An 18,180-nucleotide genomic window follows, 5' to 3' on the forward strand; every position below is an offset into this window, starting at 1 on the left:
TTTAATTAAAGCAGGCGCGTCCGCCGTTCATAGCGCAAAGATGCTCTTGGCCGCCGACGGCCCTATAATGCGCGCCGGTTTTTAGGGTAATGGTCATGAGTACAGAAGATCCGCGGTTTGCAGGCATCGCCCGTTTGTATGGCATCGAGGGCCTTGAGCGCCTGCGTGCAGCCCATGTGGCGATTGTCGGCGTCGGCGGCGTCGGTTCCTGGGCGGCGGAAGCCATGGCCCGTTGCGGGGTGGGCGAGATTTCGCTGTTCGACCTCGACGACGTCTGCGTCAGCAACGCCAACCGGCAGCTGCATGCGCTGGATAGCACCGTCGGCAAACCCAAGGTCGAGGTGATGGCCGAGCGTCTGCGCGGGATCAACCCGGACTGCAAGGTGCACGCCGTGGCGGACTTCGTCACCCGCGACACCATGGCCGAATACATCACGCCGAACATCGACTGTGTGATCGACTGCATCGACGCAGTCAACGCCAAGGCCGCGCTGATCGCCTGGTGCAAGCGGCGCAAGATCCAGATCATCACCACCGGCGGTGCCGGCGGGCAGATTGATCCGACGCTGATTCAGGTTTGCGACCTCAACCGTACGTTCAACGATCCTCTGGCTTCGAAAGTGCGCTCGACGCTGCGTCGCGACTACGGTTTCTCGCGCACCGTGACCCGCCATTACAGCGTGCCGTGCGTGTTCTCCACGGAACAGCTGCGCTATCCGAAACCGGACGGCAGCATTTGCCTGCAGAAGAGTTTTGTCGGCGACGGTGTGAAGCTGGACTGCGCCGGCGGGTTTGGCGCGGTGATGATGGTGACGGCGACGTTCGGCATGGTCGCGGCGACCAAGGCGGTGGACAAGATTGTGGCGGGCGTTCGGCGCCCGGCGGATCGGGTCAAGCCGCAGGCCTGAAGTACATGACTGCGTGACCGATCGCCGATCGTTCCCACGCTCTGCGTGGGAATGCCTCATTGGACGCTCCGCGTCCGCTTCGGCATGGGACGCGGAGCGTCCCGGGCTGCATTCCCACGCAGAGCGTGGGAACGATCAGTCAGGGGCGAGTTCACGCATCCGCTGCAGCACGGCATTCAAACCATTGCTGCGCGAAGGCGACAACTGCCGCGACAGTCCCAGCTGATTGAACCAGTCCGGCAGATCAACCAACTGCAACTCGCCGGCGGTCAAACCGTTGACCCGCAACAACAGCAACGCCACCAACCCGCGAATCATCCGCGCATCGCTGCTGGCCGCGAACTGCCAGTGACCGTCGCGCAATTCACCGACCAGCCATACCTGACTCTCACAGCCGTGCACCCGATTGGCCTCGCACTTGTCTGCATCGCTCAACGGTGGCAGGCGATCACCAAACTGCATCAACAGTCGCGCCCGCTGTTCCCAACCGGCGGCGTTCTGAAACGTTTGAAGCGCCTCGGCGGCTTCGACCGGCAGGCTCATCGCAACAACTCCAGCGCCTGATCCAGCGCTTCAAAGAAGCGCTCCAGATCCTCGGAATCGTTGTACAGCGCCAGCGACACACGGATCGCCCCGGCCAGTTCGAAACGCTTGAGCAGTGGCATCGCGCAGTGATGCCCGGCACGTACGGCGATGCCCTGTTCGGTCAGCAAGTGCGCCAGATCGGCGTTGTGCACGCCTTCGACGACAAAACTGGCCAGCGCCAGTTGCGGCTTGCCCAGCAGACGGATGCCGTTGCGGGCCGCGAGGCCGCGCAACAAATAATCGTGCAGCGCAGCTTCGTGGGCGGACACCGCGTCCTGATCCAGACCCGCGAGGTAGTCGAGAGTCGCACCGAGGCCGATCACGCTGGCAATCGGCGGCGTTCCCGCTTCGAAGCCCAGCGGAGCGGGGCGGAAGCGCGCGTCGTGATAATTGGCTTCCAGCACCATCTCGCCACCGAACTGCCATGGGCGCAGTTGTTCGAGCGCTTCGTTGCGTCCGAACAGCACGCCGAGGCCATCGGGGCCGTACAGCTTGTGGCTGGAAAACACGTAAAAGTCGCAACCGAGTGCGTGCACGTCATGCCGGCCATGGACCACGCCTTGAGCGCCATCGACCGCGGTCAGCGCGTTGTGCGCCTTGGCCATCGCCAGTAGCGCCGGCAACGGTTGCCAGGCCCCAAGTACGTTGGACAACTGGCTGACCGCCAGCAGACGGGTGCGCGGCCCAATCAGGTGAACGGCAGCGGCGAGGTCGATCACGCCGTCCTCGTCCAGCGGCAGGATTACCAGCTTCAGGTCGCGACGTTGTGCCAATTGCTGCCACGGCAGCAGGTTGGCGTGATGCTCCAGGGCGCTGATGACAATTTCATCGCCCGGATGGAAAAGATGTTCCAGGCCATACGCCAGGAGATTCAGCGCACTGGTGGCGCCGTGGGTGAAGATGATCTGCCCGCTGTCACCGGCATTCAGCCACTGGGCGACCTTCAGGCGACTGTCCTCGAACGCCTGCGTGGCATGGGCGCCGGGCAGATGCTGGGCACGATGCACGTTGGCCGCGCCATTGGCGTAGTAATGCGCCAGCGCGTCGAGCAGGGCCTGGGGTTTTTGCGTGGTGGCGGCGTTGTCCAGATAGGTCTGGTCTTGCCGTTGCAGGGCGGCGATGGCCGGGAAATCGGCGCGCCAAGGCGAGGGAATCATCATCTGTTCAGCCCTGTGAACTTGGGCGGGTGTACACCGAACCTTGTGGGAGCGGGCTTGCTCGCGAATGCGTCGTGTCAGTCGAAATAAAGGGTGACTGACACACCGTCTTCGCGAGCAAGCCCGCTCCCACAGGAGGTCACAGCGGCGCTTAGTTGTGAGCGTGCAGCGCTTCGTTCAGTTCGATCGCCGATTTGTGGGTCTTGCATTCCACAGCGCCGGTTTCCGAATTGCGACGGAACAGCAGGTCAGTCTGACCGGCCAGTTCACGTGCTTTCACCACTTTGACCAGGTTGTTGTGCTCGTCCAGCAGCGCAACTTTGGTGCCGGCGGTCACGTACAGGCCCGACTCGACGGTGTTGCGGTCGCCCAGCGGGATACCGATACCGGCGTTGGCGCCGATCAGGCAGCCTTCGCCGACCTTGATCACGATGTTGCCGCCGCCCGACAGGGTGCCCATGGTCGAGCAACCGCCGCCCAGGTCCGAACCCTTGCCGACGAAGACGCCAGCGGAAACGCGGCCTTCGATCATGCCCGGGCCTTCGGTGCCGGCGTTGAAGTTGATGAAACCTTCGTGCATCACGGTGGTGCCTTCGCCCACGTAAGCGCCCAGGCGCAGACGTGCAGCGTCAGCGATACGCACGCCGGCCGGTACCACGTAGTCGGTCATTTTCGGGAACTTGTCCACCGAGAACACTTCCAGCAGCTCGCCGCGCAGACGGGCTTCGAGTTGCAGCTCGGCCAGTTCGCTCAGGTCGATCGCGCCCTGGCTGGTCCAGGCCACGTTTGGCAGCAGCGGGAAGATCCCGGCCAGGCTCACGCCGTGCGGCTTGACCAGACGATGGGACAGCAGATGCAGCTTCAGATAAGCCTCAGGAGTCGAGGTCAGTTGCGCGTCTTCGGCCAGCAGGGTGGCGACCAGTGGCTTGTGGCTTTCAGCCAGACGGGTCAGCAACTTGCCTTGTACCGCGTCGATGCCTTTCACGGCTTCAGCCAGTTGCGCAGCTTGTGCGGTGGTGAAGGTGATGGCCTGGTTGCCTTCGGTGTAGCCGAGGATCGGTGCAACAGCGGCAACCAATTCGGCCGAAGGATTCAACAGCGGCTGGGCGTAGAACACTTCCAGCCATGCGCCTTGACGGTTCTGGGTGCCGACGCCGAAGGCAATACTGAACAGGGAGTTGGACATGTGAATACCTCTACAAAAAGTGACGGGCTGCTTACTTGAGGGCGGCCGCGTAGATATCTGGCTTGAAGCCAATCAGGGTTCGGTCACCGAGATCGAGCACCGGGCGCTTGATCATCGAGGGTTGAGCGAGCATCAGTTCGATGGCTTTCGACTGGTCGAGATCGGCTTTGCGTTCGTCGTCGAGTTTGCGAAAGGTCGTGCCTGCGCGGTTCAACACCGTTTGCCAGCCATGTTCGTCGCACCATTGGGTCAGGTGCTCACGGTCAATGCCGGCGGTCTTGTAATCGTGGAAGTCATAGCTGACAGCGTGTTCATCGAGCCAGGTGCGCGCCTTTTTCATGGTGTCGCAGGCTTTGATGCCGAAAAGGTGCAACGTTTTGCTTGAAACGGTCAAGGAATTGCCCCCTTTACAGGTGCTGGAAAAAAATGGTGTCGGATTATGCCATGACCAGACGGTTTCGCGGCGCCGAGGTTGCTATTGCTGTGGGCGCCTGCGACATAGGTGCAACGGTCAGCCACAGCCTAAGCGGCTAATATGGCAGTTCAACGCTGTCGATTGTCCGGGATTTCCGCTTTATGCAAACTGCTTATACCGTCCTGATCCTGCTGATGCTGGTCAGTGTCTCGCGCCTGGTGGGACGGGTGATTCCGCTGCCATTGCCGCTGGTACAGATCGCCGCTGGCGCCTTGCTGGCCTGGCCGACCCTCGGCCTGCACGTGGCCCTCGATCCCGAACTGTTCCTGTTTCTGTTCCTGCCGCCGCTGCTGTTTTCCGATGGCTGGCGCATGCCCAAGCGCGAATTGTGGCGCCTGCGCGGGCCGGTGCTGACGCTCGCGGTCGGGTTGGTGCTGTTTACCGTGGTCGGTGCCGGTTACTTCATTCATTGGCTGCTGCCGACAATTCCATTGCCGGTGGCCTTTGCGCTGGCGGCGGTGCTGTCGCCGACCGACGCCGTGGCGGTTTCGGCCATCGCGCAAAACCGTTTGCCGACGCCGCTGATGCATATGTTGCAGGGCGAGGCGTTGATGAACGATGCGTCAGGCCTGGTGACGTTCAAGTTCGCGCTGGTCGCGGCGATCACCGGTGCATTTTCACTGGCCAATGCCAGCCTGACATTCGTGCTGGTGGCGGTCGGCGGGCTGGCGGTGGGTGTGGCGCTGAGCTGGCTGGTCGGCCGGTTACGCGCCTGGATGATTGCCCGGGGCTGGGACGATCCGGCGACCCACGTGGTGTTCATGTTGTTGCTGCCGTTTGCCGCTTACGTGCTGGCCGAACGGCTCGGCGCGTCGGGCATTCTTTCGGCAGTGGCAGCGGGGATGATGCAGAGCTGGCTCGACCTGCTGCCGCGCCAGACCAGCACCCGTTTGCTCAACCGCAGTGTCTGGTCGTTACTGGAATTCGCCTTCAATGGCCTGATCTTCCTGCTGCTCGGTCTGCAACTGCCGGACATTATCAAGGCGGTGGTCAGTCACGAGACGTCGTTGTGGCCGACGCTGTTCTACCGCTGCCTCGACGTGGTGGCGATCTTCCTGGCGCTGGTGCTGTTGCGTTTTATCTGGGTGCAGAGCATCTGGCGTCTGTCGGTGTTGTTGCGCCGTCTGCGCGGCAAGGGTGATCTGACACAAGTGCCGACCGCCCGGTCCTGCTGGCTGCTGACCGTCGGCGGTGTGCGCGGGGCGGTGACCCTGGCAGGCGTGATGTCGGTGCCGATGCTGATGGGCAGCGAGGCGTTCCCCGAGCGCGATCTGCTGATCTTCATCGCCGCCGGGGTGATCCTGTTGTCGCTGGTGGCGGCCTGTATTGCGCTGCCTTTGTTGTTGCGCGGCATCGAAAAGAGCCCGGACGACAAACGCCGGCAGGAAGTGCGCGACGCCTGGCGCAAGACCGCGGAAGCAGCGATTCATGCGCTGGAAACCGAAGAGGTCAACCCGCAGGACGCCGCGCAAGCCGCACTGGCAGCGGAGCTCAAGGCGCGGATCATGTCTGAATATCGTCATCAGCTTGAGGTCTTCAACGATTCGGCCGAAGCCCAGGCGCTGGCGTTCCAGATGGATCTGCTGGAGCGCCGTCTGCGGCTCAAGGCACTGCGCGCGCAACGCCTCGAGTTGTACAGCCTCAGCCGTCAGCACCAGATCGGTGATGACGTGCTGAGGGAAGTTTTGGGTGAGCTCGACTTGAGTGAGGCCAACCTGGGGCAGGTCAAATAGGCAAAGCGTTAACCGGGGTAGAGCAATCTCATCAGGCGTTTGTCTTTCTTGCTGATCGTGCGGTTGATCGGCACTTCCCAGTTGCCCACCGTCAAAGTGTTGGCCACGGGGTGGTGCATGATCGACCTGCGATCGTAGGAGGTGTAGATCGCGTCCAGCGTGTCGAAGGAGGCGAACAGGTTTCTGTCGACCTGCTCCTCGGTCAGCGGGTTCATCTCGCGTTTTTTGTAGAACTCATACACCTTCGGTTTATCCCACGGAATCTTTGCCTGTGGGTGCTGATGTTCATGCAGCGCGCCCAGTGCATGCCCGAACTCGTGCATCACGATCACTTCGAAGTCCTGGTGATCCGGCTTTACGCCCAGGTTCATGGTCGGATAGTCCGGATGAATCAGCAGCGCATCGGTGCCGAGCATCGAACTGTTGTCGTTGTTTTTAGTGGCGATGCGGATGTCGCCCAGCAGGTCATCGACGAATTCGAACGTGAGGTTGATGTACGGCAACCACTGGCTGGCGGCGTCGATGATCTTCTTTTTGTGATCGGTATCGGGCGCATCCAGGAAGGCGATTTTCAGTGTGCGGCCGTTGGCCCACAACTTTGAATAGTTGACGACGGAGCGCTTGCGGCGAGTGCCGGTCGCGGTGCCGGCATTGGCCGGATTTTCGTTGATGGCGGCTATATAGGCCGCCTGATCGTCGGGCCATTGGTTGAGTTGGCAATCGAGCAGTTCTGTCATTTTTCACTTCTTCCATGAAGTCAAAGGTCGGTTTTTAGTGAGGCGCAGCGAACGGCGCCGCTCAAGACTAACGTCTGGCGGGCAGGGGAGTGGGGTAGAAAAGGAGGGGAACTGTTACGTGATATTTGATCGCCCGTGCCGGATTGCCCGGCACGGGCGTTCAGGCATTACTTGTGGCGCAAAACGAAATCGCGGATACGTTCGGCAGCCTCGACGCATTCCGCCAGCGGCGCAACCAGTGCCATGCGCACGCGCCCGGCGCCCGGGTTGACGCCATCGACGTCGCGGGACAGGTACGAACCCGGCACCACGGTCACGTGTTCTTCGGCAAACAGATCCCGGCAGAACGCGGCATCGTCGCCTTGCACATTCGGCCACAGGTAGAAGCTGCCATCCGGACGCTGCACGTCCATCACCGGGCTGAGGATCGCCAGCACGGCATCGAACTTCTCGCGATACAGCGCACGGTTGGCGCGTACGTGCACTTCGTCATTCCACGCGGCGACGCTGGCCAATTGGGTCTGAACCGGCATCGCGCAGCCGTGGTAGGTGCGGTACAGCAGGAAGCCCTTGAGGATGTCGGCGTCGCCGGCAACGAAACCGGAGCGCAGGCCCGGCAGGTTCGAGCGCTTGGACAGGCTGTGGAACACCACGCAGCGCTTGAAGTCCTTGCGACCCAGTTCGGCGCAGGCGCTGAGCAGGCCCGGCGGCGGAGTCTGTTCGTCGAAGTACAGCTCGCTGTAGCACTCGTCGGCGGCGATCACGAAGTCGTATTCGTCGGCCAGGGCGATCAGCTTTTTCAGCACGTCGACCGGAATCAGCGCGCCGGTCGGGTTGCCCGGCGAGCACAGGAACAGGATCTGGCAGCGTTTCCAGATGTCCGGCGAAACGGCGTCGAAATCCGGGTTGAAGCCGTTCTCGTCCAGGCATGGCAGGTAGTGCGGCTTGGCGCCGGCGAGGAACGCTGCGCCTTCGTAGATCTGATAGAACGGGTTCGGGCTGACGACCAGCGCGTCATCGCCACGGTTGACCACGGTCTGGGTGAAGGCGAACAGTGCTTCACGGGTGCCGTTGACCGGCAGCACGTTGCGCGCCGGGTCGATCCAGCCGCCCGGCACGCTGAAGCGACGCTCGCACCAGGCGGCGATGGCTTCGCGCAGGGCCGGAATGCCGAGGGTGGTCGGGTACACCGCCATCTGATCCAGATTGTTCGCCAAAGCCTCGGCGACAAAACTCGGCGAGCGATGCTTCGGTTCGCCGATGGACAGCGCGATCGGGCGCTTGTCCGGGTTTGGCGTGACGCTGCCGAGCAGGGCGCGGAGCTTTTCGAACGGGTAGGGCTGAAGCTGGGACAGAGCGTTGTTCATCGGTGCGGGATCTCGTGCAAAGCGGTTGAATCCGGGCGCGCAATCAAATGCTGATGCGCGACAGTTTGATATCGGGTTCCTGATTGACGCTCAGCTGTTCGACGATGGCATCCTGCAAACGGCTGCACAGCAGCGGGTCGGACAGCGGTTGATTGTGGGCGTCGGTGATGAAGAACACGTCTTCCACCCGCTCGCCCAGGGTGGCGATCTTGGCGTTCTGCAGCGACAGATCGAACTCGAGGAAAATCCCGCCGACCCGTGCCAGCAGGCCCGGGCGATCCGGTGCCGTGAGCTCCAGCACCGTTACCGGGCGCTGGGCGTCGTTGTGGATCGTCACCTGCGGGGCGAACGCGAAATGCTTGAGCTGGCGCGGCACCCGACGCTGGATGATCGTCGGGTAGTCGGCCGGGTTGCGCAGGGCTTCGGTCAGGCCGTCGCGAATCTGTTTGACGCGGACCGGATTGTCGCCGATCGAGTCGCCATCGGTGTCGAGCACGATGTAGGTGTCGAGGGTGAACTGGCTGCTGGACGTGATGACCCGGGCGTCGTGAATGTTCAGGTTGAGCTGGTCCATCGCGGCCACGGTCACGGCGAAGAAGTCGTGCTGGTCCGGCGCGTAGATGAAGATCTGCGTGCCGCCCTCGAATTCGCGCTGGGTGGTTTCCTTGATCAGCACCAGCGGACCGCCGTCGGCCGGTTGCTGGAGGATCGCGTCGGTGTGCCAGGCCACGTCGCCGGCGGTGTGGCGCAGGAAGTAGTCGTCGCCCAGTTGCGCCCACAATTGCTCGACGTCATCCGGATCGGTGCCGCCGCGTACCAGGATGTCCAGCGCCGCACTCTGGGTCTGGCGGATCTGCTCTTCGCGATCCACCGGATTCTCCAGGCCACGGCGCAGGGCGCGCTTGGTCTCGGTGTAGAGCTGGCGCAACAGGCTGGCGCGCCACGAGTTCCACAAGGTCGGGTTGGTCGCGTTGATGTCGGCCACGGTCAGCACGTACAGGTAGTCGAGACGGGTTTCGTCACCGACCGCCAGCGCAAAGTCATGAATCACCTGCGGGTCGGACAGGTCCTTGCGTTGGGCAGTGGTCGACATTACCAGGTGGTTCTGCACCAGCCACACGATCAGGCGGCTGTCCCACACCGGCAGTTGGTGACGCTGGCAGAACGCCTCGGCATCGACCGCGCCGATCTCCGAGTGATCGCCATGCCGGCCCTTGCCGATGTCGTGATACAGGCCCGCCATATAGATGAGTTCAGGCTTGGGCAGTTTGGCCATGAGCTTGGCGGCCAGCGGGAATTTCTCCGACACCTGGGTGTACTGCAACTTGCGCAGGTGTTTGATCAGATTCAGCGTGTGCGCATCGACCGTATAGATGTGGAACAGGTCGTGCTGCATCTGCCCGACGATAAAGCCGAACTCCGGCAGGTAGCGCCCGAGAATGCCGTAGCGGTTCATCCGCCGCAGGTTGCGGTGGATGCCGATCTTGCACTTGAACAGTTCGATGAACAGGCTGGTATTGCGGATGTCGTTGCGGAAGTTGTCGTCGATCAGGTGACGGTTTTCCCGCAGCAGACGAATGGTGTCGGCACGCACACCTTTGATTTCCGGCTGCTGGGCCATCAGCACGAAGATCTCGAGCATGGCGAACGGCGTGCGGCGGAATACGTTGTCGTTGCGTGCCTCGATGTAACCGTCGTGCAGTTGGAAACGCGAGTTGATCGGCTGCGGCGGCGCTTCGTCTTCCGGCGCGAGGATGACTTCCTCGAAGTGCTGGATGATCAGGTCGCTGAGCTGGGCGATGCTCATCACCACCCGGAAATACTGCTGCATGAAGTTTTCGACAGCCTGTTTGGCGTCGTCGCCTTCAAAACCCAGCAGCCCGGCAATGGTGCGCTGGTGATCGAACAGCAAGCGGTCTTCGGAGCGACCGGCCAGCATGTGCAGGGCGTAACGCACCTTCCAGAGGAATTCCTGGGAGGAGGCCAGCAGGGCGTTTTCGCTCTCGACCAGGAATCCTTCGCCGGCCAGGGCGCGCAGGTTCAGGGTGCCGTACTGACGACGGGCCACCCACAGAATCGTCTGAATATCCCGTAGTCCGCCCGGCGAGCCTTTGACGTTGGGTTCCAGGTTGTATTCGGTGTCGTTGTACTTGTGGTGGCGGGCCTTCTGCTCGGCGCGCTTGGCCAGGAAGAAATCCTTGCTCGGCCACATGTGTGCGGTGCTGGTGACGTCGAGCATGCGCTGGCGCAGGCGCTCGGGGCCGCAGATGGTGCGGCTTTCCATCAGATTGGTGACCACCGTCAGGTCGGCGCGGGCCTCTTCGGCGCATTCGTCGACGGAGCGAACGCTCTGACCGACTTCCAGGCCGATGTCCCACAGCAGCGTCAGAAAACGCTCGATGGAATCGCGGAAAATTTCGTGGTCGGCGCTGTCCAGCAGGATCAGAAGGTCGATGTCGGAATAGGGGTGCAATTCGCCGCGACCGTAGCCGCCGACCGCGACCAGCGCGATGTCGGCGTCTTCGCTCCAGTCGAACTGGTCCCAGGCTTTTTGCAGGATGTTGTCGACGAACCATGCCCGGTCTTCGATCAGTCGCCGGATGTCGCGACCGGCCCGAAAACGTGCATCGAGCACCTCGCGGGCCTGGCGGATCGCCTTCTTGAACGCCGCGATGGGACTCGCTTTCAGGGCCAGTTCAGCCTGGAACTGACCGCGGTCGAAGAGTTCGGGATCCACCTGCGGCATCGATTGGCTTTCCTTCTATAGGCTGGGAACGGTGTCTGGATCAGGCCGAGATGCGCGGGATGGTGTCGTCGCTGCGCAGGGTGAAAATCTCGTAGCCGGTGTCTGTGACAAGCAAAGTGTGTTCCCACTGTGCCGACAGCTTGCGATCCTTAGTGATCGCGGTCCAGCCGTCGCCCAGTACTTTGGTGTCGGCCTTGCCCTGGTTGATCATCGGCTCGATGGTGAAGGTCATGCCGGCCTTCAGTTCCATGCCGGTGCCGGCGCGGCCGTAGTGCAGGATCTGCGGCTCTTCGTGGAACACTTTGCCGATGCCGTGACCGCAGAACTCGCGCACCACCGAGAAGCCGTTCTTTTCAGCGTGCTTCTGGATGATTTCGCCGATGTCGCCGAGGCGGCAGCCGGGTTTGACGATTTCGATCGCCTTGTACATGCATTCCTGGGTGACCTGCGACAGGCGCTCGGCCCAGACCGGCACGGTACCGACGTGGAACATGCGGCTGGTGTCGCCGTGGTAACCGTCCTTGATCACGGTGACGTCGATGTTCAGGGTGTCGCCGTTTTTCAGCGGCTTGTCGTTCGGGATACCGTGGCAGACCACGTGGTTGATCGAGGTGCAGATCGACTTCGGGTAGCCCTTGTAGTTGAGCGGGGCAGGGATGGCCTGCTGCACGTTGACGATATAGTCGTGGCAGATCTGGTTCAGCTCATCGGTGGTCACGCCCGGCTTGACGTGCTCGGCAATCATTTCCAGCACATCGGCGGCCAGTTTGCCGGCGACACGCATGCCAGCGATGTCCTCGGGGGTTTTGAGGGTGACGGTCATACAGGCTCTCTCTGCGCTCGGCGGCGCTTGCTGATACGAACAGGGGCGCGGCTGTTGATATGGCGGCCCCGAAAAACGCGATTCTAACAGACCAAAGGCGCAAATCCGCGCCTGCGTGCATCGCTTCTCTCTATACAATGCGGTGCATTGTCCCGATTCCAAGGGGCTGGCGCGCATGTCCCTGACGCGATTGCAGATTCCGGGTTCCGTTTGCGTCGTCCCTGTGGTATAAAATGCGCCGCTTTCCGGGGATAGCCCCGAGAGCATTAACCCACACACGTGTCGACACGATGGCCTGGGTGCCGTTGATCCTCGGATCAATGGTTGGTCATTGGGATACGTGGAGGCCCAACCCGACTTATCAAGGAACTATCATGTCCCAAGTCAACATGCGCGATATGCTGAAGGCCGGTGTGCACTTCGGTCACCAAACCCGTTACTGGAATCCGAAAATGGGTAAATACATTTTCGGCGCGCGTAACAAGATTCACATCATCAACCTTGAAAAAACCCTGCCAATGTTCAACGAAGCTCTGACTTTCGTAGAGCGTCTGGCCCAGGGCAAAAACAAGATTCTGTTCGTCGGCACCAAGCGTTCCGCTGGCAAGATCGTTGCTGAAGAAGCAGCACGTTGCGGTTCGCCGTACGTCGATCACCGCTGGTTGGGCGGCATGCTGACCAACTTCAAGACCATTCGTGCTTCCATCAAGCGTCTGCGTGACCTTGAAGTACAAGCCGAAGACGGTACTTTCGCCAAGCTGACCAAGAAAGAAGCGCTGATGCGCACTCGCGATCTTGAGAAGCTGGATCGCTCCCTGGGCGGCATCAAGGACATGGGCGGTCTGCCAGACGCACTGTTCGTGATCGACGTTGACCACGAGCGCATCGCGATCACCGAAGCCAACAAGCTGGGCATCCCGGTCATCGGCGTTGTCGATACCAACAGCAGCCCGGAAGGCGTTGACTACATCATCCCAGGCAACGATGACGCAATCCGCGCTATCCAGCTGTACATGGGTTCGATGGCTGACGCAGTAATCCGCGGTCGCAACAACGTTGCTGGCGGTACTGTAGAATTCGCAGCTGAAGAAACTCAGGCTGCAGCTGAGTAATTGACGCCCTGGCGTTGACTCAGTAAGCAAAAAGGGGGCTTGGCCCCCTTTTTGCCACCTCGAAAACCATTTGTCGGCAGCGCAGCTACAGCATCTGTAACGTGCAGCGGCTACAAGGTGGCTCGGGAAGAATTGAACGCCCGTTCGATCGGGTGGAATGGTTGAAAACCTATCCAAGAGGAATTTGAAAATGGCAGCAATTACTGCAGCGTTGGTCAAAGAACTGCGCGAGCGTACCGGCGAAGGCATGATGGATTGCAAGAAAGCCCTGGAAAAGGCTGGCGGCGACATCGAAAAAGCCATTGATGACATGCGTGCTTCGGGCGCGATCAAGGCTGCCAAGAAAGCTGGCAACGTTGCCGCTGAAGGCGCTATCGCCATCAAGGACGACGGCAAGGCTGCCGTTCTGATCGAAGTCAACTCGCAGACCGACTTCCTGGCTCTGCAGGACGACTTCAAAAACTTCGTTGCTGCCAGCGTTGACAAAGCATTCGCTGACAAGCTGACCGACGCAGCTCCGCTGATCGCTGCTCAAGAAGCCGCTCGCGAAGCACTGGTTGCCAAAGTAGGCGAGAACGTCAACATCCGTCGCCTGGTGCGCGTAGAAGGCGACGTAGTCGGCACCTACCTGCACGGCAACAAAATCGGTGTTGCTGTTGTCCTGAAAGGCGGCGACGTCGAGCTGGCCAAAGACATCGCAATGCACGTTGCTGCAAGCAACCCTGAGTTCCTGCTGCCTTCGCAAGTCTCCGATGAAGCGATCGAGCGTGAAAAAGCTGTGTTCCTGCAGCTGAACGAAGAAAAAATCAAAGGCAAGCCAGAAAACATTGTTGAGAACATGGTCAAAGGCCGTATCAGCAAGTTCCTGGCAGAAGCAAGCCTGGTTGAGCAGGCGTTCGTCAAGAACCCTGAAATCAAGGTTGGCGAGCTGGCCAAGAAAGGCGGCGCTGAAATCGTTTCCTTCACCTACTTCAAAGTAGGCGAAGGCATCGAGAAGCCGGTCGACAACTTCGCTGAAGAAGTTGCTGCCCAGCTGGCTGCCGCCAAGCAATAAGACGGTTTTTCAACTGTCGCCCGAAAGAGGCTGCCCGCTCACGCGCGCAGCCTCTTTTCAGATAGGGTTACCAATTTTTAATTGGTTTCCCCTTGGAACTGACTTACAAAGCCATGTTCCGATGGCGCTGAAGCAGCGCCAAGCTAGAGTGAACGCCAGCTGTAAACAGCTCGCAAAGAATTTTTAAAATACGCCGCAGGAGAGATTCGCAATGGCTCAGCAGGGCAGTGGTTATCAGGCTCGCTATAAACGCATTCTACTCAAGCTTAGCGGCGAGGCCCTGATGGGCTCGGAAGAGTTCGGGATCGATCCGAAGGTGCTGGATCGCATGGCGCTGGAAGTCGGCCAGCTGGTCGGCATCGGCGTCCAGGTCGGTCTGGTGATCGGTGGTGGCAACCTGTTCCGCGGTGAAGCGCTGAGCAAGGCCGGTATGGATCGGGTCACGGGCGACCACATGGGCATGCTGGCCACTGTGATGAACGCCCTGGCCATGCGCGACGCGCTGGAACGTGCCAATATCTCGGCCATCGTGATGTCGGCCATCTCCATGGTTGGTGTGACCGATCACTATGACCGTCGCAAGGCCATGCGCCACCTGAACTCCAAGGACGTGGTGATCTTCGCGGCCGGTACCGGCAATCCGTTCTTTACCACGGATTCGGCAGCCTGCCTGCGCGCCATTGAAATCGACGCTGATGTCGTGCTCAAGGCGACCAAGGTCGATGGCGTCTACACCGCTGACCCGTTCAAAGACCCGCATGCCGAGAAGTTCGATCATCTGACATACGATGAAGTACTGGATCGCAAGCTGGGTGTAATGGATCTGACGGCTATCTGCCTGTGCCGCGATCACAAGATGCCGCTGCGCGTATTTAACATGAACAAGCCCGGTGCCCTGCTGAACATTGTGCACGGCGGCGCAGAAGGGACTTTGATCGAGGAAGGCCAACAATGATCAACGAAATCAAGAAAGACGCCCAAGCGCGTATGCAGAAATCCCTGGAGTCTCTGAACCACGCGTTCGGCCAGATTCGTACCGGCAAGGCTCACCCGAGCATCCTCGGCAGTGTCATGGTGCCTTACTACGGCACCGACACCCCGCTGAGCGGCGTTGCCAACGTCACCGTGAAAGACTCGCGCACCCTGCAGGTCGTGGCGTTCGAGCGCAACATGCTCGCTGCCGTCGACAAGGCAATCCAGAGCGCCGGTCTGAACCTCAACCCGACCAACCTGGGTGAGTTGCTGTTGATCCCTATGCCGGCCCTCACCGAGGAAACGCGTAAAGGCTTCACCAAGCAGGCGCGTAGCGCTGCTGAAGACGCGCGTGTTGCCGTGCGCAATATTCGTCGTGATGCCTTGGGCGAGCTGAAGAAACTGGTCAAGGACAAGGAAATCAGCGAAGACGAAGAGCGTCGTGCCATCGCTGATATCGATAAGCTGACCAAAGAATCCGAGGCCCAGATCACCAAGGCCACGGACGAGAAAGAAAAAGACCTGATGGCCGTATAAGGGTCGAGTTTTAAATGGACAAGACCAAGCAGACTGCGCCGTCCGCGGTGCCGCGCCATGTCGCGATCATCATGGATGGCAATAATCGCTGGGCGAAAAAACGCTTCATGCCGGGTGTCGCCGGGCATAAAGCGGGCGTGGATGCTGTACGGGCGGTGATTGAGGTGTGTGCCGAGGCCAAGGTCGAGGTGCTCACCCTGTTCGCTTTTTCCAGTGAAAACTGGCAGCGCCCGGCCGATGAGGTCAGCGCCTTGATGGATCTGTTCTTCAAGGCGTTGCGTCGCGAGGCCAAGCGCCTGAACGACAACAACATCAGTCTGCGCATCATTGGTGACCGTACGCGGTTTCATCCTGAGCTTCAGGCGGCCATGCGTGAAGCGGAAGCGATGACTGCCGGTGCCAACCGTTTCATCCTGCAGATCGCCGCCAACTACGGCGGTCAGTGGGATATTGCGCAAGCGGCGCAGCGTCTGGCGCGTGAAGTTCAGGCCGGTCATCTGCGGCCGGAAGACATCACGCCGGATCTGCTGCAGACCTGTCTGGTCACCGGTGATCTGCCGTTGCCCGACTTGTGCATCCGCACCGGTGGCGAGCACCGCATCAGCAATTTCCTCTTGTGGCAGCTGGCTTACGCCGAGTTGTACTTCTCCGACCTGTTCTGGCCGGACTTCAAACACGAAGCCATGCGCAATGCGCTGGCCGATTTCGCTTTGCGCCAGCGTCGCTTCGGTAAAACGAGTGAGCAGGTTGAAGCTGGAGCCCGGGTTTAATGCTTAAACAACGCATCATCACTGCACTGATTCTGCTGCCGATCGCCCTGGGCGGTTTTTTCCTGCTCGAAGGCTCAGGTTTTGCCCTGTTCATCGGGCTGGTCGTGAGTCTGGGGGCCTGGGAATGGGCGCGTCTGGCTGGCTTCACCGCGCAGGCATTTCGTGTCGGCTACGCGGCAGTGGTCGCGCTGATGCTGTTCGTCATGTACATCCTGCCGGGGCTGGCGCCTTGGGTGCTGGGCGCTTCGGTGATCTGGTGGGCACTGGCGACGTGGCTGGTGTTGACGTACCCGCGTTCCAGCGAGCGTTGGTCCAGTGCCGCCAGCAAGCTGGTGATCGGTTTGCTGATTCTGTTGCCCGCCTGGCAAGGGCTGGTGCAGATCAAGCAATACCCGCTCGGCAACTGGCTGATCATGGCTGTGATGGTGCTGGTCTGGGGTGCTGATATCGGGGCGTATTTCTCCGGTCGTGCGTTCGGCAAGCGCAAGCTGGCGCCGCAAGTCAGTCCCGGCAAAAGCTGGGAAGGCGTGTATGGCGGCCTGGCGCTGAGTCTGGTCATCACCACCCTGGTCGCGCTGTTCCGTGACTGGACGGTGGCGCAACTGTTCAAGGGTTTGATCGGTGCTGCGGTGATTGTCTTCATCTCGGTAGTGGGCGATCTGACCGAAAGCATGTTCAAGCGTCAGTCCGGCATCAAGGACAGCAGTAATCTGCTGCCTGGTCACGGTGGCGTGCTGGATCGCATCGACAGTCTGACAGCGGCGATCCCGGTCTTCGCGGTGCTGTTGTGGATGGCGGCGTCGTGAGTCGCCCGCAGCAGATTACCGTCCTGGGCGCGACCGGTTCGATCGGTCTGAGCACCCTGGATGTCATCGCCCGGCATCCGGAGCGTTATCAGGCTTTCGCCCTGAGCGGTTTTACCCGTCTGAGCGAACTGTTTGCCCTGTGTGTGCGCCATCTCCCCAAATACGCGGTAGTGCCGGAAGCCGGCGCTGCTCGCAGCTTGCAGGACGATTTGCGTGCGGCAGGCCTGTCGACGCAGGTGCTGGTCGGCGAGGAAGGCTTGTGTCAGGTCGCTGCTGCGCCCGAGGTGGATGCTGTCATGGCCGCCATCGTCGGCGCCGCCGGTCTGCGTCCGACCCTCGCGGCTGTCGAGGCGGGCAAGAAGATTCTTCTGGCCAACAAGGAAGCGCTGGTCATGTCCGGCGCCTTGTTCATGCAGGCCGTGCGCAAGAGCGGTTCGGTCCTGCTGCCGATCGACAGTGAGCACAACGCGATTTTCCAGTGCATGCCGCAGGACTTTGCTCGCGGGTTGAGCAAGGTTGGGGTCCGCCGGATTTTGCTGACAGCCTCTGGCGGCCCTTTCCGGCAGACGCCGATGGCCGAACTGGCGCATGTTTCACCTGACCAGGCGTGTGCACACCCGAACTGGTCGATGGGCCGCAAGATCTCGGTCGATTCGGCCAGCATGATGAACAAGGGGCTCGAGTTGATCGAGGCCTGCTGGTTGTTCGATGCCAAGCCTTCGCAAGTCGAAGTGGTGATCCATCCACAAAGCGTGATTCATTCGCTGGTCGATTATGTGGACGGCTCGGTGCTGGCGCAGTTGGGCAATCCCGACATGCGTACGCCGATTGCCAATGCTCTGGCCTGGCCTGAGCGCATCGATTCGGGCGTGGCGCCGCTGGATCTGTTCGCTGTTGCGCGACTGGATTTCGAAGCCCCCGACGAAGAGCGCTTTCCGTGTCTGCGTCTGGCGCGGCAAGCTGCCGAGGCGGGAAACAGCGCCCCGGCCATGCTCAATGCGGCGAATGAAGTGGCGGTTGCCGCGTTTCTCGACGGACGGGTTCGCTACCTGGAAATCGCGAGTATCATCGAGGAAGTCTTGAACCTCGAGCCTGTGGTGGCCCTGGACAATCTCGATGCGGTGTTCACCGCTGACGCGACTGCCCGGACATTGGCCGGACAGTGGTTGAGTCGTCACGGCCGATAGGTCTTGCAACACATGGCTTCACGCG

The 18,180-nt window shown here is 60.8% G+C and carries 17 protein-coding genes; 9 read left to right on the forward strand and 8 right to left on the reverse strand.

From position 1 onward, the window contains the following. Positions 1-89 precede the first annotated feature (89 nt). A complete protein-coding gene (gene tcdA / locus ABTV87_RS05590) occupies positions 90-908 on the forward strand; it encodes a tRNA cyclic N6-threonylcarbamoyladenosine(37) synthase TcdA (RefSeq protein WP_039769652.1) in 819 nt (272 codons plus the stop codon). Between the two features lie 135 nt (positions 909-1,043). Here the strand turns inward: tcdA and ABTV87_RS05595 are convergent, their stop codons facing one another. The 4 genes from ABTV87_RS05595 to ABTV87_RS05610 all read right to left on the reverse strand — a co-directional run bounded on the left by ABTV87_RS05595 (position 1,044) and on the right by ABTV87_RS05610 (position 4,176). Continuing rightward, a complete protein-coding gene (locus tag ABTV87_RS05595) occupies positions 1,044-1,451 on the reverse strand; it encodes a SufE family protein (RefSeq protein WP_085688747.1) in 408 nt (135 codons plus the stop codon). Next, on the reverse strand, positions 1,448-2,653 hold the full coding sequence (locus tag ABTV87_RS05600) for an aminotransferase class V-fold PLP-dependent enzyme (RefSeq protein WP_433899106.1): 1,206 nt from the start codon (positions 2,651-2,653) through the stop codon (positions 1,448-1,450). Before ABTV87_RS05600 ends, ABTV87_RS05595 begins: the two co-directional genes overlap by 4 nt. A gap of 148 nt (positions 2,654-2,801) precedes the next feature. After that, on the reverse strand, positions 2,802-3,836 hold the full coding sequence (gene dapD / locus ABTV87_RS05605; protein WP_007954762.1) for a 2,3,4,5-tetrahydropyridine-2,6-dicarboxylate N-succinyltransferase: 1,035 nt from the start codon (positions 3,834-3,836) through the stop codon (positions 2,802-2,804). A gap of 31 nt (positions 3,837-3,867) precedes the next feature. After that, positions 3,868-4,176, reverse strand: a complete 309-nt coding sequence (locus ABTV87_RS05610) for an arsenate reductase (RefSeq protein ID WP_042607053.1) — start codon at positions 4,174-4,176, stop codon at positions 3,868-3,870. A 236-nt stretch (positions 4,177-4,412) separates the two neighbouring features. Here ABTV87_RS05610 and ABTV87_RS05615 point away from each other — a divergent pair, with 236 nt between their 5' ends. Then, positions 4,413-6,044: a Na+/H+ antiporter gene (locus tag ABTV87_RS05615; protein WP_007954765.1), complete on the forward strand. Its 1,632-nt coding sequence runs from the start codon at positions 4,413-4,415 to the stop codon at positions 6,042-6,044. Positions 6,045-6,052: 8 nt separating this feature from the next. Here ABTV87_RS05615 and ABTV87_RS05620 read toward each other — a convergent pair whose 3' ends face one another. The 4 genes from ABTV87_RS05620 to map form a co-directional block, all read right to left on the reverse strand. Continuing rightward, the gene (locus ABTV87_RS05620; protein WP_433899107.1) at positions 6,053-6,781 is read right to left on the reverse strand and encodes a M12 family metallopeptidase; all 729 of its coding nucleotides are present in this window, start codon (positions 6,779-6,781) and stop codon (positions 6,053-6,055) included. Between the two features lie 167 nt (positions 6,782-6,948). Then, positions 6,949-8,148: a succinyldiaminopimelate transaminase gene (gene dapC / locus ABTV87_RS05625; RefSeq protein ID WP_085605211.1), complete on the reverse strand. Its 1,200-nt coding sequence runs from the start codon at positions 8,146-8,148 to the stop codon at positions 6,949-6,951. Between the two features lie 43 nt (positions 8,149-8,191). Continuing rightward, complete coding sequence (locus tag ABTV87_RS05630) at positions 8,192-10,894, reverse strand: [protein-PII] uridylyltransferase (protein WP_007954768.1); 2,703 nt, start codon at positions 10,892-10,894, stop codon at positions 8,192-8,194. A 40-nt stretch (positions 10,895-10,934) separates the two neighbouring features. Continuing rightward, positions 10,935-11,717, reverse strand: a complete 783-nt coding sequence (gene map, locus ABTV87_RS05635; RefSeq protein WP_039769663.1) for a type I methionyl aminopeptidase — start codon at positions 11,715-11,717, stop codon at positions 10,935-10,937. A 374-nt stretch (positions 11,718-12,091) separates the two neighbouring features. Between map and rpsB the strand changes: the two genes are divergently transcribed. From rpsB to ispC, 7 genes are all read left to right on the forward strand, one after another. After that, positions 12,092-12,829: a 30S ribosomal protein S2 gene (gene rpsB / locus ABTV87_RS05640; RefSeq protein ID WP_008052780.1), complete on the forward strand. Its 738-nt coding sequence runs from the start codon at positions 12,092-12,094 to the stop codon at positions 12,827-12,829. Between the two features lie 190 nt (positions 12,830-13,019). After that, positions 13,020-13,883 (forward strand): translation elongation factor Ts, encoded by an 864-nt coding sequence (gene tsf, locus ABTV87_RS05645; protein WP_011332682.1) that lies wholly within the window; start codon positions 13,020-13,022, stop codon positions 13,881-13,883. Between the two features lie 211 nt (positions 13,884-14,094). After that, positions 14,095-14,838 (forward strand): UMP kinase, encoded by a 744-nt coding sequence (gene pyrH, locus ABTV87_RS05650; RefSeq protein WP_003222124.1) that lies wholly within the window; start codon positions 14,095-14,097, stop codon positions 14,836-14,838. Next, positions 14,835-15,392 (forward strand): ribosome recycling factor, encoded by a 558-nt coding sequence (frr, locus tag ABTV87_RS05655; protein WP_007954771.1) that lies wholly within the window; start codon positions 14,835-14,837, stop codon positions 15,390-15,392. Before pyrH ends, frr begins: the two co-directional genes overlap by 4 nt. 14 nt (positions 15,393-15,406) lie before the next feature. Then, positions 15,407-16,162 (forward strand): polyprenyl diphosphate synthase, encoded by a 756-nt coding sequence (gene uppS / locus ABTV87_RS05660; protein WP_007954779.1) that lies wholly within the window; start codon positions 15,407-15,409, stop codon positions 16,160-16,162. Further along, positions 16,162-16,968 (forward strand): phosphatidate cytidylyltransferase, encoded by an 807-nt coding sequence (locus ABTV87_RS05665; RefSeq protein ID WP_007954781.1) that lies wholly within the window; start codon positions 16,162-16,164, stop codon positions 16,966-16,968. The genes uppS and ABTV87_RS05665 overlap by 1 nt, the downstream gene beginning before the upstream one ends. Next, a complete protein-coding gene (ispC, locus tag ABTV87_RS05670; protein WP_375745670.1) occupies positions 16,965-18,155 on the forward strand; it encodes a 1-deoxy-D-xylulose-5-phosphate reductoisomerase in 1,191 nt (396 codons plus the stop codon). The genes ABTV87_RS05665 and ispC overlap by 4 nt, the downstream gene beginning before the upstream one ends. Positions 18,156-18,180: the final 25 nt, after the last annotated feature.

Origin of the sequence: Pseudomonas sp. PSE1(2024) (assembly GCF_050990555.1) — a bacterium.
Lineage (GTDB): Bacteria > Pseudomonadota > Gammaproteobacteria > Pseudomonadales > Pseudomonadaceae > Aquipseudomonas > Aquipseudomonas aphyarum.